Here is a 26,996-nt window from a genome sequence, read left to right on the forward strand (position 1 = left end):
TAACAACTAAATTATAGAAAAGGATGATAAAAAGAATGGTTAAGGAAATTACTTTACATTTGTCTGCCGAAATTGATGGCTTCATTTCAGATTTAGCATATCAAGAAGAGGTTTCTCAAGAGGAAGTAATTATTAAAATATTAACTAATTATTATTATAGTTTAGATAATGAAGGAGGTAGTGATGAGATCCCTGATGAATTAGCGATGTTAAAAGAAGAAGAAAACTTATTAACTATATCTGATACTTTTAAGAAAGAATTTAATGAAAGTTAATATTAATTTATAAAAATCATGAAAAATGTATAAGGGTTAGGAGAAGATTATTATAATTATAAGCAGGATTTTTTACTAAAATGTCTAAATAATTATATACAGTATTATCAAAAAAAGACAAGTTATTAAGTTAATATACTTTCTTATCTGACTTGAATCAGTAATATTTTTTGATATTGTCGTGTTACTTTTCTAATGGTTTGTGCACAAAGTCAGTTTTGGAATAGCAATTATTATTTTATCAATATCAATTTTTTATTAGATGAAGGGGGAAGTCAGTGGCTGCTATTATTGAGGTAGATAACTTAGCTTATCAATATGAGGATGGAACTAAAGCATTACAGGATATTAATTTGTGTATTGAAGAAAATGCTAGAGTTGCAATTTTAGGGCCTAATGGGGCTGGAAAGTCGACATTATTATTTCATTTAAATGCTTTATATTTAGCACAACAAGGAAGTGTAAAGATTGATTTTAAGGAAGTGAGTCACCAGAACAAAGATTGGGTTAGAAGTCAAGTTGGTTTAGTATTTCAAGACCCTGATGATCAAATCTTCTCAACAACAGTTTTTGAGGATGTCGCTTTTGGGTTATTAAATTTTGGTTGGGAAGATTCAGAAGAGATTAAAGTAAGAGTAGAATGGGCTTTAAAAGCAGTTAATATTTTAGATCTAAAAGATAAACCACCGCATAATCTAAGTTATGGTCAAAAAAAACGGGTTGCTATAGCTGGTATATTAGCAATTGAACCAAAAATTATTATCTTTGATGAACCTATGGCTTATTTAGATCCTAAAGGTCAAGAGGAATTCTTAAATATAATCAACCAATTGCATGAGAGAGAGAAAACATTATTAGTAGTTACCCATGATATTGACTTTGCAGCGGAGTGGGCAGATACTATAATAGTTATCAAAGATGGAAAGGTGTTAGCAACAGGAGGAACTAAGCTATTATCAAACTTGGATTTAATGGGAGATGCTAATTTGTCATTACCTACTATTACTAATTTGTTTAATCAACTTAATATTAATGGGGATATTACTTTACCACAAACTATTGATGAAGCAGTAGAAATTTTAAGTGATTTATTGTAATATCTAAGAATGATAGAGTTGAATTTTGTTTTTTCGTTATTAAATTATAATAGTTATGCTAGAATTAAAATCATTGAGGTGAATAATATGGAATTTTATACAGAAATCAGTAAGTATTATGATTATATATTTCCTTTAAGTGAGGAAAAATTTAATTTTTTTAAGAATAATTTATCTAAAAATGGAGAGGATAAGTCTTCAATTTTAGATATAGGAACATCTACTGGAAGTTACGCTGTAAGACTTGCAGAGTCAGGTTATAAAGTAACAGCTATTGATTTGGATGAAATAATGGTTCAACGATGTCAGCAAAAGGCAAGTGAAGCTGAGATAGAGGTAACAACATTTAAATTAGATATGATGAAATTAACTGATAAATTAAAACAAAAATTTGATGGAATTATCTGTATTGGAAATACCTTAGTGCATTTATCTAATTTAGATGAGATTACTGAGGTTATTTCACAAATACATGAATTGCTAAATTCAAGTGGTAAATTAATGATGCAAATAGTAAATTATGATCGTATTTTAAAGTATAAGATTAATGAGTTACCACGGATTGATAGAGAAGAAATAGGACTAACTTTTATTAGGAAATATAATTTTAGGAAGGATAATAAAATTGACTTTAATACTACATTAAAAGTAAATGATGATCAGTTTAAAAATTCTATTCAATTATATCCCTTAACCTCTACAGAATTAATCACAGTTATAGAAGAAGTAGGTTTTAATAATTATAAATTGTATGGTGATTTTAATTTTAATGATTATAATCAGGATGAATCAGGACCACTAGTGTTAGTGGCAGAAAAGTAGATAAAGATAAATAGGAGCAGATTATGCTCCTATTTATGTAATTATAATTTAAAATCTTTACTGTAAAAACATCTCCGATCTTTAACCCTATTTTATTATCTTCTAATATACCGAAGTCATTTCCTTTAATGTAATAAAAATTCTTATCTTCTTTAATGGATTCAGTATTCATTTATATAACTTAAATATATATTACTATAGAGTAGTGTAAAAAAATATTCTTAAATTATATGAGATAAGTCAGGTTATTAATAAAATTGAGATTGGGAAGGTAAAATTGATTAATATAACTAATATTTGTATAGTTGAATTAAAATTAGAACAGGGATGATTTTAGAAATAATTTATGTAATTGATAAACTGATTGTTAGAAGGAGGAGCATTGTGGATAATGATTTATTTGAAGACCAATTATTGCTTAAAAATCATCGTAAAAAAATTAAAGAGTATTTAGAAGGGAATATAGATGAAGAGAAATTATTAATAAAAAAAGAAATACTTAATCATATTCCTGATGAAATAGTTAAAAACTTGGAGTTTTTTGTTAAATTAGACTCAGAGTTTAAAAAATATGGTGAAAAACCCCAGTTGAATGATCCTGAGTTTAAAATGTTTTCTATTAATCATATTAAAGATAAAAGTTGGAGGGGAGTTTGGTTAAAGGCAACTGGGAGAGATAGTACTTTGTATTTAAATTGGCTGTTTGCTGGAATTAAACGTGAAAAATATAAAGAAAAAAGTTTGAACTATTGGTATCGGCAAGTACATCCTAGTGAAAAATATATTCCACATTCAGTAATAGTAGCTGAGAAAATGTTTAAAAAATATTATAAATAATTATTATATTATAAAATGCTAAATGAATTATGAATTTTATAATAGAGTAGAGAAAATATGTAAAAGTTAAAAGTATACATAACAAATGAAATATAACTCAATAACAAGGAGCTAGTTATAAATATGAATTAGGATATTTTTAGCTATTATAAGAGGATTAGAATATATCAGGAGGTAGAATAATATATGAAAAAGAGTAGAAGAAGAAAGGAATCATTTCTTAGTTACATATTGAATTGGAAAACAACTTTTGCTTTAGGACTAATAGTAACTTCAGCAGTTGTCTATTATATTCATTATAATATATTTAAAGATTTGCATCATATTTTAATCTTTCTTGTAGAGGATATAGCATTTATACCAATTGAAGTATTAATTGTAAGCTTAATTATTCATAGATTATTAGAGGCTAGGGATAAGCAAAAGATGTTAAAGAAATTAAATATGGTTATTGGAGCTTTTTATAGTGAATTAGGAAATGATTTAATTACAAAATTTGTTTCTTTAGATATAAATTGTCAAGACTTTAGATGTAAATTACAATTAGATTCATCATGGTCAGAAGATGAATTTCAGGAAGCAAGGAATGAATTGTTGAATTATGAACATAATATAAAAATTGAGAATATTGAAGAACTTCAGGCCATAAAAGAGTTCTTATCTGAAGAAAAATCATTTTTACTTGATCTTTTAGAGAACCCTAATTTATTAGAACATGATTCATTCACTGATTTATTGTGGGCAGTATTTCATTTAACCGAAGAGCTTATGTATAGAGAGAATATTCAAAAAATGTCCGCAAAAGATATAGAGCATATAGAAGGTGATATACAGCGGGCTTATGTGCATTTAATTGAAGAATGGATTTTTTATATGGATCATTTGGAAAAGGATTACCCATATTTATTTTCTTTAGCCGTTAGAATAAATCCATTTAATGATAAATCAAATGTAGAAATCAAATAATTGCTGTTAGTAAAATGATGAGGTTAAGTCTTAGAAAAGATTTTATGTCATTATTTAAGAATCATTTATCATATTTAATTAAATTAAGATGTTTTTTTGATATCTTCTAATAAATTATTAACTACATAAAAGAACCATGTAGTACTAATTACTCCGAAGATTACATTAGATACTGCCATTCCTGTCCAAAGGCCACTTGGTCCAGTATCAAAAATAAATATCAAAAGCCATGATAAAGGAAGTGCAACAATTCCAAATCTAATAAGATTATTAATAAAAGCTGGAGAACCATGTCCGATTCCTTGAAAGGAAGCTATTGATAAGAAACCTAGACCTAAGAAACCATATGTTAACGAAACATATTTAAAGTATTGAACTCCATATTTAATTACTTCTGGATTTGAATTAAATAATTTAACTAAGGTTTTAGGTATAAAGAAAAAGATAATTCCAACTCCACTCATAATCCCAAAAATTAGTTTTAATCCAGCAGTAGTTATTTTTTTAGTTCGATTTAGTTTATTAGCTCCAAAGTTATATCCTACCATGGTAGTCATTGTAGCCGCTAAGCCTAAGCCTGGTAAGACGGCTAATGTGTCTAATCTAAACCCTAATCCAAAGGCCGCTACTATATTTGGTCCAAAAGCAGAAGCCAACTTATTAAAGCCTACTAAAGCTACTGAAAAAATAGCTTGCGATATAGAAGCAGGAAATCCAACTTTGATAATTTTAATAATAATATTAAAATCAAATTTAAAGGATTTAATGTCTAATGATAATACATTATCAGATTTCAGAAAATAGAATAATGTCCAAATAGTAGCTATACCTCTAGCAATTACAGTAGCTAAGGCGGCTCCTTTCATGTCTAAGCGAGGAAAAAAACTTAATCCAAATATTAAAAAAGGATCTAATAGTATATTAACTATTGTAGCTATTCCAAGATTAATCATAGAGGTAGTCATGTTACCTTGACCACGTAAAATTCCATCTAAAGAGCTAAATAGAAAAATAAAAAGGCTACCTGAAAAGATAATTGTGATATAATCTAATGTTAATGGCATTAATTCAGTAGTTGCTCCCATAAATTTAAATATTTTAGGAGCTAATCTTAATCCGAAAATAGTAAATATAAAACTGACTAAAAATGCTAACAAGATAGTATGTAAGATAGCATTTTTAGCTTCTTTATATTGGTTAGACCCTAATAATCTGGATAGTAAAGAACTTCCACCAATAGCTATACCATTACCAATAGAAACCATGAACATTACTACAGGGAATGTTAAGCTAATAGCAGCTAAACCATTGGCTCCTAATTTTCCAACAAAATAGGTATCTACTATATTAAACATTGTCTGCATTAACATCCCGATTATAATTGGTAATGATAGTTTCAATAATGTTGGTAAGATTTTACCTTCTAAAATTAATTTTCTTTTATCTGCCATCAAACCCCACCTTTGTTATAGTTACCAACAGATTATACCATCTATATTATTATGTTGTCAAACGAATTAGACATTTGTCAATTTAAAAAGGTGGAAGGAATTCCTCCCACCTTTTTAAAGCTAATAGTAATCATTTACCATAGCATTTTCTGCTTGTTTAATCATCTTTTTAACCATTTGACCTCCAATTTGTCCACCTAAATTTCCTCCAATTTTTCCTGCATCTTTAGCTTTTAAATTTCCATTATACCCTCTTTGTAATGGTACATTTTCTTTTTGGGCTACATCGAATTTTATTTGATTTAAGTTATTACGATACTCAGAGTTATTTGGTGAATCTATATACCCTAGTTCTTGGGCAATTTCAAGTTTGAATTTGTTCATTGCTTTTTGTTTGTCCAAGGTTTATATCCTCCTTTCAATTATTCTATAATTATAGTATTCCATGGTGCAAAATGATTTATGTTATTAAAAGAATTACAGTGTAATTACTTTCTGTCAATTTGGATATGCTATAAGTTAAATATTTCATTGAATATGAAAAGGGATATGAAGAAAGAGGAGTGTGATATTCTATTCATTATCTTTAACTTTTTTCATATGGTGATGCTGATTAATTAATGCTTGTATATATTCCTTACGAGTAATTTGTTGGTTGATTAATTTATAGATTAAATTTGATTTATGTTTTAATTTCTTCATTCTTATTAATCAGCTCCTTTTGGAATTGTAATATAATTTGGTTCTATTATTAGTTTACTTATTATTATTTGTTTCATACTAGTATATCTTAACAAGGATAAAGTTGGAGGTTAAAACATTAAATAAAAGTTATAAAAATATTAAGATCTGGCAAACTAAGTATAGAAATAAGGAGGTGAGCAAATGACAACAAAGGATGATCTTCAGCAAACTTTAAGTGCTATGGAAGGTTTAAAAAGTCAGTTAGAGATTTTTGCTCAAGATACTAATGATCAAGAAGCATCTCAAATGTATAATAACTTAGCTCAAAATTTAAATAATACTGCTCAGCAGTTAAAAGGTAGAGCTGATTACGTTAAACAAGAAGAGCCACAATATCAGGGGAATTAGCAAAGATTATAATTATGTAAAATATTTTAAAATAATAAGCGATCACCAACTTGGTGATCGCTTATTTTATAGTCTAAATTAGCATAAAATTAAATTTGTTTCATATACTATTTAAAAAGCTAGGAGGTGTAATAATAATGAAAGCAACAGGAATAGTAAGAAAAATAGACAATTTAGGTAGAGTAGTAATTCCTAAAGAAATACGCAAAGAAATGAAAATTAATAATGGTAACACTCTAGAAATCTTTGTAGATCAAGATGATAGTGTGATTTTAAAGAAGTATAGTCCAGTAGAAGAACTAGATAGACTTGAAGACTATATTGATACATTAATAGAAACTACTGAGTGTAATGTTATGATTACAGACACAGATAAAGTAGTAGCTGGTTCTAAAGAGATGGAGCGATATGCTAAAAGACCAGTTGGTCATGGAGTTAAGCAAGCTATGGAGAATAGGAATACTGAAATAATTGAAACTGCTACAGAAGCTAATATTTGTGAAGGGTGTAATAAGCATGATAAATGTGAATTAGGATCGGTATTAATTTCACCAATTATTAAACAAGGTGATGTGTTAGGAGCTATAATTTTATCTTCAGAGAATAGGGCCTTAGGAGATTATGAAAGTAAGATTGCAGAAACTTCGTCGAAAATTTTTAGTAAACAACTAGGGTTATAATAATTACTATTAATAGAATTATAATAATTTAAAATTACTTAAATTAGAGTCTCCCTTATATAAGGGAGACTCTAATTTTGTGATAATAATCACAGATAAAGTATGATATTTAAACTTTAAATTTTTGATTAAATAGATTAAACTAGTAAGTATAGTACTGATTTAATCAAATTGGAGGGGAAATTATGAAAGATTCAGTAAAAAATTCAGTAAAAAACATAGTAAAGGTTAGAAATATTATTCAAGCATCTTTTATTATCCTATTATTATATATGGGATGGCGATTTTATCAATTCATTCGTTACTTTGAAACCGGAGGAGCAACAGAATTTATAACTAGACCCCCAGGAGTAGAAGGATTTTTGCCAATTAGTGCCTTATTAGGATTAAAACAATTGTTAGAAGTTAAAGTTTTTGACCCTATTCATCCAGCAGCATTAGTCTTACTTTTAAATATAATATTAATTTCATTTTTGTTTAAAAAAGGATTCTGTAGTTGGATTTGTCCAATTGGAACTATTTCTGAAGCTTTTGGTAAACTTGGAGAAAAAATATTTGGTAGGACTTTTGAACTACCTAATATTATAGATTGGTTTTTGATGTTGCCTAAATATATTATCTTAGCTTTTTTTGTGAAAACTATCTTTTTAGATATGTCAATAATGGCAGTAATAAACTTCATGCAATCTCCTTATAATTTAATAGCAGATGTAAAAATGTTATATTTCTTTTTAGATTTAAGCCCTTTAGCAATTAAAGTTTTAATCTTTTTATCTGTAGCTTCAATTTTAATCAAGAATTTTTGGTGTAGGTACTTATGTCCGTATGGTGCTTTATTAGGAATAGTTAGTGTATTCAGTCCAGTTAAGGTGACTAGAAATGAAGATAGATGCATTGATTGTGGCAAATGTACGAAAGTATGTCCTAATCAAATTCAGGTTCATGAAAAAGAACAGGTGGTATCACCAGAATGTGATGCTTGCTTAAATTGTATTAGTAATTGTCCATATTCAGAAGATGCTTTAAGTTTATCTATCTATAAGAAGAAAACATTATCTTTAATTAAATATTCTATTCTACTGATAGGAGTATTTATAGCAATAATTATGATTGCTAAAATAACAGGTTATTGGGAAACAAAGATTGGTATTGAAGTATATAAAGAATTGATTCCTAAAGCTGAATATCTTAATCATTAAATTAAAAAACAACTGTCATTAGACAGTTGTTTTTTAATTTTGTTGATATTGAAACTTTTTTATGAATAAATTATAATAAATAAATGCCTAATTAGGCATAATAACTTACATAAAATAAATTAAGGTAAAAATGTATAAATAAGTTTAAAGGAAGGTGAAGAAATGGAAAGACTTTTGATTATGAGCTTTATAGCGGGTTTAGCTATTGGTTTAGGTGGATTATTAGTATTCATTATTGAGAACTTAAGTAAAAAATTGTTAGCAACCATATTAGGGTTTTCAGCTGGAATAATGTTATTTATTACTTTATTTAAAATGTTACCTTCATCTATAGCCAAAGGTGAAATATTATATACTATAATTGGTTTAATAATTGGATTCTCTTTAACATTCGTATTAGATAGAATAACACCTCACCATTGTTTCCATCGTTTACATCATCAGGATGAAGATGGAACAGTTAAAGATAATCAATTAATTAAGATGGGATTATTTATTGGATTAGGGGTGGCGTTACATAATTTAGTAGAGGGATTAACAGTTGGTGCTGGTCATTTTACAGAAGATAATTTAGGAATATTTATTGCGTTAGCCTTGGCTTTTCATAATATTCCTATTGGAATAGCAATTGCTACTCCATTAAAACTAGGTAATTTGAATAATTTGAAAATTATCTTAATTACAATTCTTGTAGGACTATTTACTCCTTTAGGTGCTGTCATTAGTCTATTTTTATATCAATTATCAGATATATTCTTTTCTTTAAGTTTAGCTTTAGCTGGGGGAATTATGTTGAATATAATTGGGAGAGAATTAATTCCTGAATCATATGAATACCATAAAGGTTTTGCCAGTTTAGGATTAATTTTAGGTATGGTCTTTATTCAACTACTTCATCATTAGAGCATTATTGACAGATAAATATCTATTATTTATAATTGAAGATAAGGCATTCGAAAGGATTGGTGAAATATGGATGATGATAAATGTTTAAGTTGTGAAGTTTATAAGTTACATGAAGAAAATATTAAGTTAATTGAAGAAAGAGAATTATCAGAGGATATAATTATGAAATTAGCAGAAACTTTTAAAGTATTAGGGGATCCAACTCGAATAAAGATTATTAATGCACTAAGTAATGTTGAGCTCTGTGTCTGTGATATATCTGAGCACTTAGAAATGAGTTCTTCAGCTGTCTCACATCAGTTAAGAGTTTTAAGGAATTTAAATTTAGTTAAATATCGAAAAGAAGGTAGATCGGTTTATTATTCTTTAGATGATGATCATATTTTACAATTATTTAGTCAATGTTTAGAACATGTTTTAGAAGAAAATAATTAAATAATCATTATTTATTCCATCGTTAATCTTTAAAGAGTTTAACGATGGTTTTTATTTTGTGTTTTTATTCTAGTAAAGATTATCTATTACATGAATAGAAATAAATTTAATTGAAATAATAAAGGTGAAAAATATTATATAGGGGGAATTGATATGGATAAAACAGGCCAAGGAACCAAAAAAGATATATTGGCAAAAGGTGCAATATTACAAAGAGATGGTAGTTACGCTATAGCTCCTCATGCGCCAGGGGGAATTATGGAACCAGATGACTTAATCAAAATAGGTGAAGTAGCTAAAAAGTATAATTGTGAAGTTGTTAAAGCCACTTCTTCTCAGAGAATCGCCATAGTTGGATTAGAAGAATCAGATATAGATGCTGCCTGGCAAGATTTAGGGATGGATCCTGGTTATGCAATTGGTATATGTGTTAGAAGTATTAAAATTTGTCCAGGAACTACATTCTGTAAGCGTGGTCAACAGGATTCAGTGGGGATTGGATTAAAGCTAGATGAAAAGTATCATGGAATTGATATGCCTGGTAAGTTTAAGATAGGAGTCAGTGGATGTCCTAATAAATGTATGGATACTGAATTTAGAGATATTGGGTTAATGGGTACAGCAAAAGGATTTACTATTTATGTAGGAGGACGTGGTGGAGTAAAGGCAAGGTTAGGTGATGTACTAATTAGTAATCAGCCAGAAGAAGAAACATTACAGATTATTGATAATATTATTAATTATTTCAAAGATACAGGAGAAGAAAGAGAAAGATTAGGTGAATTTATAGATAGAGTAAGCTTTGATAAATTCAAAAATAAAGTACTTTCTTAGATTTAGAGTGGTGAGGTGATTATTAGGAGGGAGGAAAAATGGCTAAGGATTACTTAAATTGGAAAGTATTAATTGGGGCTTTAATCGTTTTAGGAATTGTAGGTTTCGGTACTATTAAATATACGGAAAGACCTGAATTCTGTACTAGTTGTCATGAGATTCAACCTGCTTATAACTCTTGGAGTACTTCTACTCATGATGGGGTTAATTGTATGGAGTGTCATGCAGATCCAGGAACGTTAGGACTACTTAAAAGAAAGCTATTTGCCACTAAAGAGATATATAAACATATTACTGGTCAAACAGAGAACATTGAAGGAGAAGTACCTGGAGAACGTTGTTTAGAGTGTCATGAAGAAATCGGTGAATTAAAAGAGATTGATCAATTAAATATTCCTCATCAAAAGCATTTAGATGCTAATGTAGAATGTGCTGCTTGCCATGAAAATGTAGTACACGGTAGTGCTGGTTATCGTAGACCGGGGATGAAGGTTTGTTCTAAATGTCATGATGTGTATAATCCAAATAAGTGTACTAAATGTCATCAAAAAGTTAATTAAAGGTTATTTGAATATAGAGGAGTTGCCAATATAATGCCAGATATTATTTTTTTAGTAATTGCCTTAATAGCTGGAGTATCTATGGCTATTCAGGGTTCATTAAATTCAGTTTTAGGTAAAATAGCTGGATTATGGGAGGCTACATTTGTTGTTCATATAATAGCTACTATTTTAGTAGCTATTATCATCTTCATACTAAACTTAGATAAAGGTGATTTTACTAATTTAGTAAATGCTCCTTGGTATACTTATTTAGGTGGTGCCTTGAATGTAATTATTCTTTATGGAGTGGTGATTAGTATTCCACAATTGGGAGTAGCTAATGCTACTACCGCTATCATTGTAGGGCAGGTAACTACTGCCGTAATTATTGATCATTTTGGATTTTGGGGTTTGGATTCAGTTGCATTTCACTGGATTAAGTTAGTAGGAGTAGGTTTATTAGCCTTCGGGGCACGTTTATTATTAAGCACTAGATAAAAAAATATTAATTTATAGGAAATTATAATTAGCTTTTCTTGACAATTTCACATATGATATTATATAATATTATTGGTATCCCCAATTGGGAGGGGGTAAATTAATGATTAAAAGGGCTTATATAGACTTAGAATTATGTCAGCAGTCAGAAGATTGCGATGCTATGGAGTATTGTGGAAAAGAAGCGATTCACTATGATGGTGGTATGATATTTGTTGACCAAGAGTGTAATGGGTGTGGAAAATGTAAAGATCACTGCGCGAATAAGGCGATTAAAATAGTTTAATTATAATTAAATTATAAAAAGGAAAAAAGTAAGCTTTATAGAATAATTTTATTAAGTGTTTAGATTTATTCATGTAAAAAGGAGGAGGATATTTATGGCAGGAGAAAATGTAATTGAATTAAATGGAGATAATTTTGAAGAAGAGGTGCTAGAAACTGATAAAAAAGTATTAGTTGATTTTTGGGCACCTTGGTGTGGTCCTTGTAAACAAATAGCACCTATCGTTGAAGAATTAGCAGATGAATATGCAGATGAAATAAAGGTAGGAAAGGTAAATGTTGATAACAATCAAAGTTTGGCTGCTAATTATGGAGTAATGAGTATTCCTACTTTACTTTTATTTAAAGATGGAGAAGTAGCGAATCAGCAAGTAGGATTTGTTGGTAAAGATGCATTGAAGGACTTTATTAATGGTTAGTGGTTAAAATAAAAAATAGAGGTAGATTTAAAAACCTACCTCTATTTTTTATTGTTTGTTTTTTATATTTGTTCTAATGTATTTATACCACAATATTATTTTAATCTATTAACTCAAGTTAATAAAATTATAATTAATAAATTAAGAGGAGAATTAAAGATGCAGAACAAATTTATAATTATATTATTAATTGCATTAGTTGTTTTTGTAATTTTTAAATCATTTTCAATGACAAGAAATAAAGGGTACGAATCTATTTCAGTTACTGAAGCTAAGGAAATGATTACAAAAGAAAAAGATGTAGTAGTGGTTGATGTTAGAAAACCGCATGAGTTTAATGATGGACACATTTCAGGAGCAAAATCAATTCCTTTAAGTCAACTTAAGGACAAATATAAGTCACTTGACTCTAATAAGAAGATTATTATGGTTTGTACAGCTGGGGTTCGTAGTGCTAGAGGTAGTAAGCTTTTAGTTCAGCAAGGTTTTGATAAAGTTTATAATCTGTCTGGTGGAATGTTAGCGTGGAATAAGTTATAAAATATTTTATTCTTATAAGTTTTTAAATTTAAGTATTAATAAATAAAAATGTTTTAAAAGGTGGAATATTCCTTAAAAGTTGGGATACCCCACCTTTTTTATATTTTAAAGAATAATATATATATATTATTGTGATATACTAATTGAAAGAGAAGTGATGATTTGAGTTTTTGCTATACTAAAGTTAGAAGGAGGGTTAATAATGGAAAAGCATATTAAGGTTTATACTACGCCAACGTGACCAGCTTGCCATCAAGTGAAAGATTTTCTTTCCGAGAAAAATGTAAATTATGAAGAAATGGACGTAGCTCAAAATGAAAACGCTAGAGAAGAAATGATCAATATTACCGGGAGAGCTGCTGTACCAGTAGTCTTAGTAGACGATGAGGCCATAGTAGGTTTTAATCCAGATAAATTAAATAAAATATTGCATTAATATTAAGGATAGGGATTAGTAAATTACTAATCCCTTCTTATAATCTCTGTACAAATAAATTCTTATTTTTATGATATTTATTTACAAAATAATATTTATTATTATTATTTTATTAATTATTAAACATTTTAGTATATAAATTTATATTTAAATAATGAATTTATAAGTATAAAAATAAGATTTTTATAATTTTTAGCAGGTTTTTTGTAATGTTAAGTATAAGTTATATAAACAGGTTGTATTCAAATTAACGAGCTATAATTAGATTAAAATGATTTGAATTTTTTATTATAAGCTTATATAATAATAGCTGTTAACTATAAAACTGTTATTATTATATAAAAGTTTTATAGTATTATAAGGAGGTAGAATTAATTTGAGTTTAGATTTATCTAAAAATGCGAAAAATTTATTAGAGAATAGATATTTACGAAGAAATGAAAAAAGGGAAATTATAGAAACTCCAAAAGAACTATTTCAACGAGTAGCTAAGAATATTGCTGAAGCTGAGGAAGACCAAGAAAAGCAAAATTATTATGAGGAAGAATTTTATAAGTTAATGACAGAATCTAAATTTTTACCAAATTCTCCGACATTAATGAATGCTGGAACTGAGTTACAACAGTTAGCAGCTTGTTTTGTTCTACCAGTACCTGATAGTATGGAAGGAATCTTTAATGCTGTTAAGAATGCAGCTTTAATACATAAGTCAGGTGGTGGAACTGGTTTTGCGTTTAGTAGACTTAGACCACAAAATGATGTAGTTAAAAGCACTGGAGGAATTAGTTCAGGACCGCTTAGTTTTATGAAAGTATTTAATAGTGCTACTAATACAGTTAAACAGGGTGGGAAACGTAGAGGCGCTAATATGGGGATGTTAAGAGTAGATCACCCAGATATCTTAAATTTTATTAATGCTAAAGGGGAATTGAATGAAGAGAATCAGGAATTATATGATCAATTTGAAACAAGTCTAGAAGAAACTTATTTAAAGCCTGAAATAATAGATGAAGAATTATCTAATTATAAAGAAAAATTATTAGACAAGCAATTTTCTAATTTTAATTTATCTGTAGCTGTTACTGATGAATTTATGGAAGCAGTACAAGAAGGTTGCAATTATAAAGTAGTTAATCCACGGAATGGACAAGTAGTTGGTGAGCTAGATGCGAAGAAAATCTTTAAGCTAATTGTGAATTATGCTTGGAAGAATGGTGAACCTGGGATTATCTTTATTGATGAGATTAATCGTAAGAACCCTGTGCCTAATTTAGGAGAGATAGAAGCTACTAATCCGTGTGGTGAACAACCACTTTTGCCTAATGAAGCTTGTAATTTAGGATCAATTAATTTATCTCAATTTGTTAAAAATCAGAAAGTAGATTGGAATGCTTTAAAAGATACTGTTAGATTAGCAGTACGTTTTTTAGATAATGTAATTGATATGAATAAATATCCATTATCTGAAATTGAAGAACAAGTAATGAAGGCTAGAAAAATTGGTTTAGGGGTCATGGGTTTTCATGAAATGTTAATTAGACTGGGTATTTCTTATAATAGCGAAGATGCTGTGGAAATGGCTAAAAAAGTAATGGAATTTATTAAGGAAAATGCTCATCAGTATAGTCAAGAATTAGCAGAGGAAAAAGGAGCTTTTCCTGCTTGGGAAGAAAGTGTTTATGAAAAACCACAAAGGAATGCTACTTTAACTACTATTGCCCCTACAGGTTCAATTAGTTTTTTAGCTGGGACTAGTGGAGGAATAGAGCCGTTTTTCTCATTTTCTTATACTCATACTGATGGTGAAGGTAACGTTTCTACTTTTGAATATGACTTTACTGAAGAAGCTGATACAGATATCTTAGTAACAACTATGGATATTGAACCAGAATGGCATATCAGAATTCAAGCTGCTTTTCAAAAGTATGTAGATAATGCAGTTTCTAAAACGATTAATCTACCGTATGTAGCTTCCAAAGAAGATGTAGGGGAAGCTTATGTATTGGCTCATGAATTAGGTTGTAAAGGTTTAACTGTTTATAGAGATGGTTCTCGAGGCAGTCAAGTTTTAGAGACTAATAAAGAAGATGAAGAGGAGAACCAAAAGAAAAAAGATAAGATTTATCCACAAAAGAGACCATTAGCTGCTTTAGGTGAAACAATTAAGTATGATACTGGTTGTGGTAAGTTATACTTAACTATTAATATTAATCAAGCCGGAGAACCAATTGAGACTTTCCTAACTACCGGTTCAGATGGTGGTTGTAGTGTTATGACTGAAGCAGTTAGTAGATTAACTAGTATGGCTCTAAGGTCCGGAATAGCACCAGAAAAAGTTATCGATCAATTGCGCTCAACTAGTACTTGCCCAAGCTTTATGTATAAGAAAGGTAAAGGAAATAAATTAACTGGTCGTAGTTGTTCAGATGTAGTAGGAAGAGCTTTAAATGAAATATTAAAATCAAATGAATTCAAGGATATGACTGGTGAAGTAACGGCTGTAATTGAGGAAGAAGTTATAAATAATCATAGTATAAATTCAAATATTAATGAGGAAATTGAAGATGTTACAATTCAGCGACCTAATTGTCCTGAATGTGGTCAAAGACTTCATTTTGAGCAAGGATGTAATTCTTGTAAAAATTGCGGTTATAGTAGTTGTGGGTAATAATTAAAATTTTAAATGGAACTAAAAAAACCTTATCCGGGGTTACCCGGATAAGGTTTTTTTAGTTAAGAATCGAAAATGAGATATTATAGTATCCAAGTTCAATAATAAATATGATAAACAGGATTAATATAGTAATTGAAAAGAAAGTGTTTTCTTTCCAACTACCTGTTGTTATATTAATTCCAAATTTAAAGCGGTATTCATTGGGGTATAAAATTGGTATTCCTAGTGGATTAAACATATCAGCAATTAAATGGCTAATGTATCCAATTAAGAGGCTATAATACCAAATTTTATCTATCCAATTAATTAGAAGTAATTTTTCAAGTAGGATTGAAAATAAGAAAACTCCTAATATGCTGTGGGTTAATCCTCGATGTTTAATACCGAATAATTTAATAATCCAACTAATCGGTTTTAGTTTATTACCAATTCTACTGTTAACATGATCTATATCAGGTAGAATAGCCCCTAAAGCTGCTGCACAATATAGATTAACTGGGCTAGATTTATATAGAATTAATAAAAATTCAAAATCAAAGTAATTATGTAATTGAAAACTATTTAGATTTTTAATAACAGTAAAAGCAAATAAGATTGAAAAAGCGAAATGGGTATGGTAAGTCATTAAGATCACCTCGAACATTTGTTTTGAGTATGCATGGGGTAATTATATAATTATTATTTTATTTTGTCAAATCAACGGATAATTTGTGGTTTATATAGTATAATTTTCTATACCAAATTTCCAAGAAGTTTGTTATAATAGTTTTGTGGTAATCTTATTAAGAAGAGAGGTTTTATTTTATGGTAAAAAATAAATTAAAAAGATCAATTACTTACATTATATTAATTTGCTTAATAACTCCATTTTTAACTGGAGTTTTATTAGTGCAACCAGCTATGGCAGCAGATAGTAGCAGTTATCAAAATATCTTAAAAGGATTATTAATGATGTTTTTCTTAAGTTTTATAGTTGATGAAGATGATTCTACAAATGATTCAAGTAATTCTAATATAACAGTTCCAGATATAGGGAATATAAATGATAATTTAAATCAAAATAATAATTATACTCGATATCAGCCTAGACCCGGCGAATTGGAGACTTTAGCTAAAGCTATTTATTCAGAAGCACGAGGTGAAAGCTATATTGGACAAGTTGCAGTTGCTGCTGTAATTTTAAATCGAATAGAAAGTTCTAAATTTCCAAATAGTATTGATGGAGTAGTTTATGAAAAGGTTAATGGAGCTTATGCTTTTTCAGCAGTTTTAGATGGTCAAATTGACTTAAACCCTAATCAGACTGCTTATAAAGTAGCAAAAGATGCATTAAATGGTTGGGATCCAACAGATGGTGCGTTATATTATTATAATCCTGAAACTGCTACTGCAAGTTGGATATTTAATAATACAGAAACAATTAAACGAATTGGTAATCATGTATTTGCTAGACGGAAAGTATAATATATTGAAAAACACTACAATTATTGTAGTGTTTTTTTACTTTAAAGAGATTATTTTACTTTTTTTGATTTATAAATAAAAATTTGATATAATATATATGGTCCCTATGGTAGGAGGGGGGCAATTTAAAATGAGGGGGATTACAATGAAGGAATCAAGAGCTAAGTTAGGTAGTATTTGTGCTGTGGTTTCTGCTTACTTTACTGGTTTTTGCTGAATTACACCTACTATACTTGCACTGCTAGGTTTTGGTGGTGTCAGTTTAGGTGGCTTAGTCATTTTAAATAAGTATCAACATGTTTTTTTATTGTTATCTTTTGTCTTATTAGGATTTTCTCATTATTGTTATCACTTTAAAGGAAAGAAAAAGAAGAAAGAAAACAGGAAGTTTTTATGGGTTAGTACAGTTTTAGTATTAGGTTTAATTCTTTATACATATCAATATTATATCATAGCTTACTTTATGTAACTAATAAAGCGCCCAAATAAGGGGGCTTATTTTTTTATGTATAGTAATATGTAATATCTACATAATATAAATAAATTTAGAATTTAGTTATATTTTTATAGTTAGACTAATATAATTTATTAAAGTTAAGAAATTGATATTGGCTTTGTTATTAAAATCATATAATTAAAGAATGTTAGTCCAGCGACATCAGAGTCCAGAGACTTTAAGAGTCCAGAGACCAAGACTATATTTATTTTTAAATATAGTCTTGGTCTTTTTTTATTTCGCTGGGGGAGGGAGGAGATTCAACAATTGATTTGATTGTGAAGTAGTTAACAATTAATATGAATCGAGAGTAGGAGGGTTATAAGAATGATTACTTTGACTCACTATTTATTACTGGCTGCAGCTTTATTTTGTATTGGACTTTTTGGAGCTTTAGCTAAACAAAATGCTATAGCAATATTAATGTCTATTGAGTTAATGCTTAATGCTATTAATATTAATTTAGTAGCATTTTCGCATTTTGTAGCTGATTCAGTAGGTTTAGTATTTGCTATTTTTGTTATAGCAGTAGCAGCTGCAGAAGTAACAGTTGGAATAGCAGTAGTACTCGCTATATATCGTCAATATTCTTCAGTGCATGTTAATGATTTTAGTCTTTTAAAATGGTAAGTTTAATAGCAAATAAATTTTGAAAGGGATGACCTATGATGGTAGATTATGCCTGGTTAATTCCATTATTGCCTTTTCTTTCATGGTTAATAATAATTTTATTTGGGCGTTTTTTTAAAAGTAAAGTTGATAAGGTTGGTATTGGCACTCTATTTCTTTCATTTTTAATGTCAATTGGAGTTTTGATAGACATAATTAAAGGAGCTACAGTTTCAAAGAGTCTTATTTGGGCAGTTCATGGTACAACTAAAATCACTATGGGTTATAGTGTAGATGCTTTCACTTCCATTATGTTTATAGTAGTTACTTTTGTAAGTCTAATGGTTCACATTTATTCTCAAGGCTATATGGAAGGGGATAGTAGATATAAACGATTTTATGCAGTATTATCTTTATTTACAGCGTCTATGTTAGGATTAGTTATAGCTGATAATCTTTTATTTCTTTTCATTTGTTGGGAATTAGTAGGATTATGTTCTTATCTCTTGATTGGCCACTGGTTTGAGGATATAGAGAATGTTTTAGCAGCTAACAAAGCATTTTTAACGACTCGAATCGGTGATATTGGAATGCTATTAGGAGTAATTATGATTTTTGCTATGGGTAAGACATTTGATTTTACAGCATTAACTAAGCTTGTTGAGCATGGAGAACTAGCAGGTGTTGGATTAACGATAGCAACTTTATTACTCTTTTTTGGAGCGATGGGTAAGTCAGCTCAATTTCCGTTACATGTTTGGTTACCTGATGCTATGGCAGGTCCTACTCCAGTTAGTGCATTAATTCACGCGGCTACTATGGTAATAGCTGGTGTTTATATGATAGCTAGAATGTTTTTAGTTTTTGCTGGAGCACAGACTACTTTAACAGTTATTGCTTTTGTTGGAGGATTTACAGCTATATTCGCAGCCAGTATAGCATTAGTTGAAGATGATATTAAAGGGGTACTGGCTTATTCTACTATTAGTCAATTAGGATATATGGTTATGGCCTTAGGAGTTGGAGCATATACGGCTGGTATATTTCATTTAATGACTCATGCCTTCTTTAAGGCATTATTATTTTTAGCCTCAGGAAGTGTAATACATGCAGTTCATACTCAGAATATACATAAAATGGGAGGTTTGCTTAGCAAGATGAAGATTACAGGTTGGACTTGGATTATAGGTTCAGCAGCATTAGCTGGCTTACCACCATTTAGTGGATTTTGGAGTAAAGATGAGATACTATTAGGAGCTTATCATTCTGATTATCCAATTCTTTTCTGGATTGGAGTAATTGCAGCACTATTTACATCATTCTATATTACTAGAGCTACTATACTTACTTTCTTTGGTGATCCAAGAGATCATGAAGCTTATGATCATGCACATGAATCACCAGCATCAATGACTATTCCTTTAATTCTATTAGCAATATTAGCATTTGGGTCAGGTTTTATAAATTCACCGCTAACTAATATGGCTTTCGGTAAATTTATAGCTTTAGAACATGGTCATCATCTAGACCCAAGTAGTTTTGTGCAGATGACAGCTATTTCAGCAACATTATTAGGAATCTTCTTTAGTTGGTTAATTTATGGAATTGGCCTTATCTCAAGGAAGAAAATCATTAAAGCTTTATATCCAATTTGGAAGATACTAAAGAATAAATATTATATCGATGAAGTATATAATCTTATAATTGTACAAGGAGGCCTGGCTTTTTCAAAGCTTATTGGTTGGATCGATAAATATATAATAGATGGGATAGTAAATTTAGTCGGTAAAGTTGGAGTCGTCTGGGGTGAGATTATAGGAAGTTTTGATGATAAGGCGGTAGATGGCATGGTTAATGGAATTGGAAATAGTTTTTTAATAGGGAGTCGAATAATAAGGAATCTACAGACTGGTTATTTACAGTCATATGCTTTAACTTTATTTTTTTCCGTATTAATTGGGTTAATCATTATAGTGATAGGAGGATAAGCTTATGTTAAGTATATTAATATTTACTCCTTTAATTGGAGCAATCATATCTTTGTTTTTGCCCAAAGATAATAATGACTTAATTAAGAAGTTTGCTTTAGGTGTTAGTTTAATTCCGATTGTGATTTTAGGAATTATGTTGACTGATTTTAACTTTAGCACAGGAGAGATGCAATTTGTAGAGCAGTTGAAATGGATTCCAAGTCTTGGTGTGAGTTATCATTTAGGGGTTGATGGAATTAGTTTTCCATTATTAATAATTAGTGCTGTAATTACTGTGATGTCAATAATTGCATCTTGGAATATTGATAAGCGTGTTAAAGGATTCTTTGCATTTATGCTTTTATTGGAAACAGGGTTATTGGGATTGTTTGTAGCACTTGATTATTTATTATTCTATGTCTTTTGGGAAGTAGTTTTAGTGCCAATGTATTTTTTAATTGGAATTTGGGGTGGGAAACGTCGTCGTTATGCATCAATTAAGTTTTTTATATATACCTTATTTGGCAGTGTAATTATGTTAATTGGTATTTTAGCACTCTATTTTGGAAGTGGTTTAAATACTTTCGATATCTTAACTATAGCACAGCAAGCTGAACTTTCTGCTACATTCCAATGGTGGTTATTTTTAGCTTTCTTCTTAGGGTTTGCTGTAAAAGTTCCAATCTTTCCGTTTCATACGTGGTTGCCTGATGCACACGTGCAGGCACCAACTGGAGGGAGTATGTTACTAGCAGGTGTGCTGTTAAAGATGGGAGCCTATGGCTTTTATCGGATTTCCTATCCTACTTTTCCCCAAGTAGCTCAATCATTTGCCTTGATAATGGGAGTATTGGGAGTTATTAATATCGTTTATGGTGCTTTGGCAGCAATGGCTCAAGAGGATATAAAGAAGATGGTTGCTTATTCAAGTATTAGTCATATGGGGTTCGTATTAGTGGGTTTAGCAGCAATGACTCCAATGTCTATAAATGGTAGTTTATATGTACTCTTTTCCCATGGATTAATTTCACCTTTAATGTTCTTTTTTGTAGGTAGTGTTTTTTATGAAAGAACTCATACTCGGATGATGGGAGAGTTAGGTGGATTATATAATAAGATTCCATTGGCTGCAGGTTTATTAGCATTTACTGCTTTCGCTAATCTAGGATTACCAGGATTATCTGGTTTTATAGGTGAATTTTTCACATTTACAGGAACGTGGACACAGTTTCCTATTTTAGTGGTGATAGGTGTACTTGGATTAATATTTACTGCTGCTTATCATCTAAGAATGATGCAGCGAGTATTAATGGGAGATATATCTGATAAATTCAATGATTTAACTGATATTAGTATTAGGGAACTTTGGGTGGTTATTCCTTTAATGTTATTAATTATTTGGGCAGGGATCTATCCAAATACTTTACTATCATTCTATAATCAGTCAGTAGATATCCTATTAGCATCGGTATTAGGGGGGATGTAATATGAATATCAATATATTACTTCCTGAGATAATTCTAACAATCACTATGATAATTATACTATTAATAGATCATATAGCTATGAAGGGAAGAACAACTAGGGTTACAGGGGTTATAGGACTATTATTAGCAGGTGGATCACTTTTCTTTCTTACTGATAATCTAAATCAGACTTGGGGAAAGTCATTTATATTTGATGCTTATTCGCTTTTCTTTAAGGCTTTATTAATAATAGTAGCTTGTACAATAATTCTGATTTCATTTAAATATGTTAAGAAGAAGGGGATAAGAGCTGGAGAATTCTATAGTCTTATAATTTCTGCAACTTTAGGAATGTTAATTATGGTTTCCTCTTATAGTTTAATTACAATTTATGTAGGTTTAGAATTAATGTCTATTTCTGCCTATGTGCTTACAGGGATGTTACAAGATAATAAAGAATCAATAGAAGCATCTTTAAAATACTTCTTAATTGGTGCTTTAACCTCAACTGTATTGCTCTTTGGTATTTCATTAGTATATGGGGTAACTGGTACTATAGATATTACTCAGATTGCCCAGGTGATAGAGACTGGTCAAGGAGCTTTAACTATGGCTGCTATAAATCCACTGTTAATGATGGGAATAGTTTTCATAATAACTGGATTTGGATTTAAGGTAGCAGCTGTGCCATTTCATATGTGGGCTCCCGATACTTATCAAGGTGCTCCAACATCAATAACTGCTTTTCTAATTGCCGGTTCTGAAGCAGCAGCGTTTGCAGCATTATTACGAATTTTGAATGTAGGGTTTATTAAGTTAGCAGGTAATTGGTCATTACCAGTAGCTATTTTAGCTTTATTATCTATGACTCTAGGTAATATTGGGGCGTTAACTCAGACTAATATTAAAAGAATGATGGCTTATTCAGCTATTGCTCAAGCAGGTTATATATTAGTAGGAGTTGCAGTTGCTACTCAAAACGGTACTTTTTCGGTACTATACTATCTATTAGTATATGCATTCATGACGTTAGGTAGTTTTGCAGTGATTATTATGCTAAGTAATAATTTAAATAGTGATGAGATTAGTAGTTTTAAAGGTTTAAGTGAAAAGTCACCCTTTTTTGCAGGAGCTATGACGATATTCTTCTTATCATTAATTGGAATTCCCCCAACCGGAGGGTTTTTAGGTAAGTTTTATATCTTCCGAGCTGCTGTAGGAAGTAATTATTTATGGTTAGCCTTAATTATGGCAATTAATAGTGTAATATCTTTACCTTACTATTATGGAGTAGTTAAGAATATGTATTTGGAGAGTCCTATAAATAAGGTGAAGCTTAATATACCATTAGAACTAAAAGTAGTAGTTGGGGTATCTATAGTTGCCATTTTAGGATTAGGGATTATACCAGAGACTTTTATTAATATGGTTGAATTAGTAGTTAAATAACTAGCTTCATATTAAGTATTAAAGGTAATATATATTATTAACCTAAGATTTTTAGGAGGTGACAAAATGTATGACTTTAATGGAATTCTAATCTTCTTCTTGTTAGGAGCAGGGTTACCGATAGGTGCTTTAATTGGATCATATATTCTTTCGCCTAGAAAATCATCTCCACAAAAATATAAAACTTATGAATGTGGTATAGATTCTCACGGTAAAACTTGGGTTCAATTTAAGATTTGTTATTTCTTATATGCATTAGTATTTTTAGTTTTTGATGTAGAAACGATATTCTTATATCCATGGGCAGTTACATTTCAACAATTAGGTATGTTTGCTTTTGTTGAGATGTTTGTCTTCATCGCAATCTTAATTATAGGCTTCTTATATGCCTGGAAAGAAGGTGCATTAGAATGGTGTTAAATATAAATGATGATCGAAAGTCTGTTATACATGATGTTTTAAATGAAAACAATATAATTCTAACTACTGTTGAGAGAACTCTTAACTGGGCACGGGGAAATTCTATCTGGCCCTTGACGTTTGGATTAGCTTGTTGTGCCATTGAAATGATGGCAACAGCAGCGTCGAGATATGACTTAGCTCGATTTGGATATGAGGTATTTAGACCTTCACCACGACAGGCTGACTTAATGATTATTGCTGGAACTATTACTAAAAAGATGAAGCCAGCGGTGCAAAGAATATATGAGCAGATGCCTGAACCTAAATATGTAATTGCAATGGGAAATTGTGCGATTAGTGGAGGGCCTTTTGCTGAGTCATATAATGTAGTGCCTGGTGGTGATGAATTTTTACCAGTAGATGTCTATATTCCTGGTTGTCCACCTCGTCCAGAAGCTTTAATACATGGTTTTTTACAATTAAAAAAGAAAATACAATCATAAAGGATGATTAAGATGGAAGTAGAGTTATTAAAAGATCAAATTACTGATAGTAGTTTAGAGGTTAAACCTGATGATTTGATACAAGTTATGAAAATATTAAAATCTGATTCAGAGCTTGCATTTAATTACTTGAGTAATCTTACTGCTGTTGATTATGAAGATTATTTTGAAGTAGTTTACCATTTAACTTCATTAAAGTATAAGAATTTACTAGAAGTTAGAGTTAGGATAGATTATCAAGATCCTACAATTACTTCAGTGGTTGATATTTGGTCAAGTGCAGATTGGCAGGAAAGAGAAGTATATGATTTATTTGGTATTAATTTTAGTAATCATCCAAATCTAAAGAGGATTTTATTAACAGAAGATTTTGTAGGACATCCTTTACGTAAAGATTATGAAATGTAGATAAGAAATGGAGGTGTAAAATATGAAGATCAATTTTAAAAAGAAGGATGAGATTCAGCAAAAAGGAACTAAAACCCAGCAATTGGAAGTTAATTTTGGTCCTCATCACCCTAGTACTCATGGTGTCTTCTGTATGGTTTTAAGATTAGATGGAGAAAATGTAGTTGGAGTAGATCCAAAGGTTGGGTTTTTGCATCGAGGTATTGAAAAGTTAGCTGAAAGTAGAACATATCCACAATGTATACCATTTACGGATAGATTAGATTATATTTCTTCAATGACTAATAACTTAGCATATGTGCAGACAGTAGAGAAGTTAATGAAAGTAGAGGTACCACAAAGAGCAGAATATATTAGAGTCATAATTGCCGAATTACAACGAATCGTGAATCATGTTATTTTTTGGGGAACCTTTGGCAATGATTTAGGAGCTTCTACAGCTTTGATGTATGCGTTTCGAGAAAGAGAAAAAATTCTTAATATATTTGAAAAGTTGACTGGCTCTAGGATGACTTATAGTTATATGAGAATTGGTGGAGTAGCTAAGAATTTATCAGATGAATTATTAATTGAAATTGAAGATTGTATAGATAATTTTCCAGAAGCTCTTAAAGAATATCATGGATTAGTAACTGGGAATGAAATTTTTCAGGCTCGGTCTAAAGGGGTAGGAGTTTTAACGGCAGAAGAAGCAATAGATTATGGTATTAGTGGACCTAATTTACGAGCTAGTGGAGTGGATTATGACTTACGTAAGGATGAACCATATGGTGTCTATGATAAATTTGATTTTAATGTTCCTGTACGACAGAATGGAGATGTGCTTGATCGATATTTAGTGAGGATGCAAGAGATGGAAGAGAGTTGTCAAATTATTAAGCAGGCTTTAGCTAAGCTACCGGATGGAGATATTAAGGCTAAAGCACCTAAAAAAGCACCAGAAGGTACAGTTTATCATCATATTGAGGCACCTAAAGGAGATTTGGGTTTTTATTTAGTGAGTGATGGATCTAAAAAACCTTATCGATTTCGAATTAGACCAGCATCCTTTATAAATCTAATGGCTTTAGAAGAGATGATGATAGGAGAGAAGGTAGCCGATGCTATTGCGATCTTAGGAAGTATTGATATTGTCCTAGGTGAGGTGGATAGGTAAGATTGTTACTTAAAAACAAGATTAGAGGAGACGATTTATATGGAGGTTTTACAGAATTTGTTTGTTAATATAGCTCAATTTTTACGTAATGGTATGACAGATATGAATTTGTCTCAAGTAACCATTGAAACAGTTATGGATCTTTCGGCAGGGATTACTGTCTTAGGAGTTATTTGTCTTGTAGCTTTATACTTAGTATATGCTGAGCGAAAAGTTAGTGCTTTTATTCAGATGAGATTAGGACCGAATCGAGTTGGCCCACGAGGATTATTACAGACGGTTGCTGATTCTTTAAAACTGGTTAGTAAAGAGGATATTATTCCTGAGCGAGTCGATAAAATAGTTTATATTTTAGCCCCTATCTTTACTTTTATACCTGCAGTTTTAGCTTATGCTGTAATTCCCTTTGGTAAGGGAATGATACCTGTGGATTTAAATATTGGTATATTCTACTTTATTGCTGTAGGTGCTTTAGGTACTATTCCATTAATTATGGCTGGATGGAGTTCCAATAATAAATATTCATTATTAGGGGCTATGCGGAGTTTAGCTCAAATGCTGAGTTATGAGGTGCCATTAGTTTTCTCTATCTTAGGAGTAGTTATGATTACAAGTTCATTAAGGATGAGTGATATCATTAATGCTCAATCTGGTGTATGGTTTATAGTATTACAACCACTAGCTTTTATAATTTATGTAATTGTATCAGCAGCAGAGACTAATCGAGCTCCTTTTGATTTACCAGAAGGAGAGTCAGAATTAATAGCAGGTTATATGACAGAATATAGTGGTATGAGATGGGCTATATTTTTCTTAGCAGAATATGCTCATTTATTTGCTGCTGCAGCTATGGCTACTACTCTATTCTTAGGAGGATGGCGTGGACCTATATTACCTTCTTATATTTGGTTTACTATAAAAACAGCCATTATGATTTATATCTTTATGTGGGTGCGCTGGACTTTTCCTCGAATTAGAATAGACCAGTTACTGAGTTTAGGTTGGAAGATATTATTACCACTATCTTTAGCTAACGTGTTAGGAACTGGAGTGATATTATATCTGGTTAACTGATTGGAGGTGAT

31 protein-coding genes and 1 pseudogene are annotated in these 26,996 nt (G+C 30.2%); 28 read left to right on the top strand and 4 right to left on the bottom strand.

Translation table 11 applies throughout. The annotated features are described in order from the left end of the window. Positions 1 to 35: 35 nt before the first annotated feature. The 5 genes from B5D41_RS05985 (at position 36) to B5D41_RS06005 (ending at position 3,997) form a co-directional block, all read left to right on the top strand. Positions 36 to 275: a hypothetical protein gene (locus tag B5D41_RS05985; RefSeq protein ID WP_078809715.1), complete on the top strand. Its 240-nt coding sequence runs from the start codon at positions 36 to 38 to the stop codon at positions 273 to 275. Between the two features lie 278 nt (positions 276 to 553). Next, positions 554 to 1,372, top strand: coding sequence for an ATP-binding cassette domain-containing protein (locus tag B5D41_RS05990; protein ID WP_078809716.1), 819 nt, complete (start codon positions 554 to 556; stop codon positions 1,370 to 1,372). A gap of 87 nt (positions 1,373 to 1,459) precedes the next feature. Next, positions 1,460 to 2,194, top strand: coding sequence for a class I SAM-dependent methyltransferase (locus B5D41_RS05995; protein WP_159442901.1), 735 nt, complete (start codon positions 1,460 to 1,462; stop codon positions 2,192 to 2,194). A gap of 384 nt (positions 2,195 to 2,578) precedes the next feature. After that, entirely contained in the window at positions 2,579 to 3,031 is a 453-nt protein-coding gene (locus B5D41_RS06000; RefSeq protein ID WP_078809718.1) for a hypothetical protein, read from the top strand. A gap of 186 nt (positions 3,032 to 3,217) precedes the next feature. Further along, positions 3,218 to 3,997 (top strand): hypothetical protein, encoded by a 780-nt coding sequence (locus tag B5D41_RS06005; RefSeq protein ID WP_078809719.1) that lies wholly within the window; start codon positions 3,218 to 3,220, stop codon positions 3,995 to 3,997. Positions 3,998 to 4,080: 83 nt separating this feature from the next. Here B5D41_RS06005 and B5D41_RS06010 read toward each other — a convergent pair whose 3' ends face one another. The 3 genes from B5D41_RS06010 to B5D41_RS14475 all read right to left on the bottom strand — a co-directional run bounded on the left by B5D41_RS06010 (position 4,081) and on the right by B5D41_RS14475 (position 6,150). After that, positions 4,081 to 5,448 carry an MATE family efflux transporter gene (locus B5D41_RS06010; protein ID WP_078809720.1) on the bottom strand — a complete coding sequence of 456 codons (1,368 nt, stop codon included), beginning with the start codon at positions 5,446 to 5,448 and terminating at the stop codon, positions 4,081 to 4,083. Between the two features lie 120 nt (positions 5,449 to 5,568). Then, positions 5,569 to 5,850: a small, acid-soluble spore protein, alpha/beta type gene (locus B5D41_RS06015; RefSeq protein WP_234983904.1), complete on the bottom strand. Its 282-nt coding sequence runs from the start codon at positions 5,848 to 5,850 to the stop codon at positions 5,569 to 5,571. Between the two features lie 171 nt (positions 5,851 to 6,021). Continuing rightward, entirely contained in the window at positions 6,022 to 6,150 is a 129-nt protein-coding gene (locus B5D41_RS14475) for a hypothetical protein (protein ID WP_268794137.1), read from the bottom strand. 183 nt (positions 6,151 to 6,333) lie between these two features. Between B5D41_RS14475 and B5D41_RS06020 the strand changes: the two genes are divergently transcribed. The 13 genes and pseudogenes from B5D41_RS06020 (at position 6,334) to B5D41_RS06080 (ending at position 15,982) form a co-directional block, all read left to right on the top strand. Next, positions 6,334 to 6,540 (top strand): DUF1657 domain-containing protein, encoded by a 207-nt coding sequence (locus B5D41_RS06020; protein ID WP_078809721.1) that lies wholly within the window; start codon positions 6,334 to 6,336, stop codon positions 6,538 to 6,540. Positions 6,541 to 6,677: 137 nt separating this feature from the next. Beyond that, positions 6,678 to 7,220, top strand: a complete 543-nt coding sequence (locus tag B5D41_RS14370; RefSeq protein WP_078809722.1) for a stage V sporulation T C-terminal domain-containing protein — start codon at positions 6,678 to 6,680, stop codon at positions 7,218 to 7,220. A gap of 185 nt (positions 7,221 to 7,405) precedes the next feature. Then, entirely contained in the window at positions 7,406 to 8,419 is a 1,014-nt protein-coding gene (locus B5D41_RS06030; protein WP_078809723.1) for a 4Fe-4S binding protein, read from the top strand. A gap of 162 nt (positions 8,420 to 8,581) precedes the next feature. Beyond that, complete coding sequence (locus B5D41_RS06035; protein ID WP_078809724.1) at positions 8,582 to 9,322, top strand: ZIP family metal transporter; 741 nt, start codon at positions 8,582 to 8,584, stop codon at positions 9,320 to 9,322. Between the two features lie 69 nt (positions 9,323 to 9,391). Beyond that, positions 9,392 to 9,760, top strand: coding sequence for an ArsR/SmtB family transcription factor (locus B5D41_RS06040; RefSeq protein ID WP_078809725.1), 369 nt, complete (start codon positions 9,392 to 9,394; stop codon positions 9,758 to 9,760). A 153-nt stretch (positions 9,761 to 9,913) separates the two neighbouring features. Beyond that, on the top strand, positions 9,914 to 10,594 hold the full coding sequence (locus tag B5D41_RS06045) for a nitrite/sulfite reductase domain-containing protein (RefSeq protein WP_078809726.1): 681 nt from the start codon (positions 9,914 to 9,916) through the stop codon (positions 10,592 to 10,594). A gap of 38 nt (positions 10,595 to 10,632) precedes the next feature. Next, positions 10,633 to 11,154: a NapC/NirT family cytochrome c gene (locus tag B5D41_RS06050; RefSeq protein ID WP_078809727.1), complete on the top strand. Its 522-nt coding sequence runs from the start codon at positions 10,633 to 10,635 to the stop codon at positions 11,152 to 11,154. Between the two features lie 33 nt (positions 11,155 to 11,187). After that, positions 11,188 to 11,634 (top strand): DMT family transporter, encoded by a 447-nt coding sequence (locus B5D41_RS06055; protein ID WP_078809728.1) that lies wholly within the window; start codon positions 11,188 to 11,190, stop codon positions 11,632 to 11,634. Between the two features lie 103 nt (positions 11,635 to 11,737). Further along, positions 11,738 to 11,920, top strand: coding sequence for a hypothetical protein (locus B5D41_RS06060; protein WP_078809729.1), 183 nt, complete (start codon positions 11,738 to 11,740; stop codon positions 11,918 to 11,920). A gap of 94 nt (positions 11,921 to 12,014) precedes the next feature. Continuing rightward, on the top strand, positions 12,015 to 12,338 hold the full coding sequence (gene trxA / locus B5D41_RS06065) for a thioredoxin (protein WP_078809730.1): 324 nt from the start codon (positions 12,015 to 12,017) through the stop codon (positions 12,336 to 12,338). Positions 12,339 to 12,497: 159 nt separating this feature from the next. Then, complete coding sequence (locus tag B5D41_RS06070) at positions 12,498 to 12,878, top strand: rhodanese-like domain-containing protein (RefSeq protein ID WP_078809731.1); 381 nt, start codon at positions 12,498 to 12,500, stop codon at positions 12,876 to 12,878. 253 nt (positions 12,879 to 13,131) lie between these two features. Then, positions 13,132 to 13,314: pseudogene (locus B5D41_RS06075) on the top strand (glutaredoxin family protein); the annotation flags it as partial. 376 nt (positions 13,315 to 13,690) lie between these two features. Continuing rightward, a complete protein-coding gene (locus B5D41_RS06080; RefSeq protein ID WP_078809733.1) occupies positions 13,691 to 15,982 on the top strand; it encodes an adenosylcobalamin-dependent ribonucleoside-diphosphate reductase in 2,292 nt (763 codons plus the stop codon). A gap of 61 nt (positions 15,983 to 16,043) precedes the next feature. On the opposite strand, the gene B5D41_RS06085 is transcribed toward B5D41_RS06080, so the two are convergent. Further along, a complete protein-coding gene (locus B5D41_RS06085; RefSeq protein ID WP_078809734.1) occupies positions 16,044 to 16,613 on the bottom strand; it encodes a metal-dependent hydrolase in 570 nt (189 codons plus the stop codon). A gap of 179 nt (positions 16,614 to 16,792) precedes the next feature. Here B5D41_RS06085 and B5D41_RS06090 point away from each other — a divergent pair, with 179 nt between their 5' ends. From B5D41_RS06090 to nuoH, 10 genes are all read left to right on the top strand, one after another. Then, positions 16,793 to 17,452, top strand: a complete 660-nt coding sequence (locus B5D41_RS06090; protein ID WP_078809735.1) for a cell wall hydrolase — start codon at positions 16,793 to 16,795, stop codon at positions 17,450 to 17,452. 823 nt (positions 17,453 to 18,275) lie between these two features. After that, positions 18,276 to 18,578: an NADH-quinone oxidoreductase subunit NuoK gene (nuoK, locus tag B5D41_RS06095; protein ID WP_078809736.1), complete on the top strand. Its 303-nt coding sequence runs from the start codon at positions 18,276 to 18,278 to the stop codon at positions 18,576 to 18,578. 38 nt (positions 18,579 to 18,616) lie between these two features. Continuing rightward, a complete protein-coding gene (gene nuoL / locus B5D41_RS06100; RefSeq protein ID WP_078809737.1) occupies positions 18,617 to 20,545 on the top strand; it encodes an NADH-quinone oxidoreductase subunit L in 1,929 nt (642 codons plus the stop codon). 4 nt (positions 20,546 to 20,549) lie between these two features. Beyond that, entirely contained in the window at positions 20,550 to 22,013 is a 1,464-nt protein-coding gene (locus tag B5D41_RS06105; protein ID WP_078809738.1) for a complex I subunit 4 family protein, read from the top strand. 1 nt (position 22,014) lies between these two features. Beyond that, entirely contained in the window at positions 22,015 to 23,442 is a 1,428-nt protein-coding gene (locus B5D41_RS06110) for an NADH-quinone oxidoreductase subunit N (protein ID WP_078809739.1), read from the top strand. 66 nt (positions 23,443 to 23,508) lie between these two features. Further along, complete coding sequence (locus tag B5D41_RS06115) at positions 23,509 to 23,862, top strand: NADH-quinone oxidoreductase subunit A (protein WP_078809740.1); 354 nt, start codon at positions 23,509 to 23,511, stop codon at positions 23,860 to 23,862. Beyond that, positions 23,853 to 24,347 carry an NADH-quinone oxidoreductase subunit B gene (locus B5D41_RS06120; RefSeq protein WP_078809741.1) on the top strand — a complete coding sequence of 165 codons (495 nt, stop codon included), beginning with the start codon at positions 23,853 to 23,855 and terminating at the stop codon, positions 24,345 to 24,347. Before B5D41_RS06115 ends, B5D41_RS06120 begins: the two co-directional genes overlap by 10 nt. A 12-nt stretch (positions 24,348 to 24,359) precedes the next feature. Then, complete coding sequence (locus B5D41_RS06125) at positions 24,360 to 24,755, top strand: NADH-quinone oxidoreductase subunit C (RefSeq protein WP_159442902.1); 396 nt, start codon at positions 24,360 to 24,362, stop codon at positions 24,753 to 24,755. 22 nt (positions 24,756 to 24,777) lie between these two features. After that, positions 24,778 to 25,911, top strand: coding sequence for an NADH-quinone oxidoreductase subunit D (locus tag B5D41_RS06130; protein WP_078809743.1), 1,134 nt, complete (start codon positions 24,778 to 24,780; stop codon positions 25,909 to 25,911). A 39-nt stretch (positions 25,912 to 25,950) separates the two neighbouring features. Continuing rightward, the gene (gene nuoH / locus B5D41_RS06135) at positions 25,951 to 26,985 is read left to right on the top strand and encodes an NADH-quinone oxidoreductase subunit NuoH (RefSeq protein ID WP_078809744.1); all 1,035 of its coding nucleotides are present in this window, start codon (positions 25,951 to 25,953) and stop codon (positions 26,983 to 26,985) included. Positions 26,986 to 26,996: the final 11 nt, after the last annotated feature.

The organism is Selenihalanaerobacter shriftii (genome assembly GCF_900167185.1).
GTDB lineage: Bacteria > Bacillota > Halanaerobiia > Halobacteroidales > Acetohalobiaceae > Selenihalanaerobacter > Selenihalanaerobacter shriftii.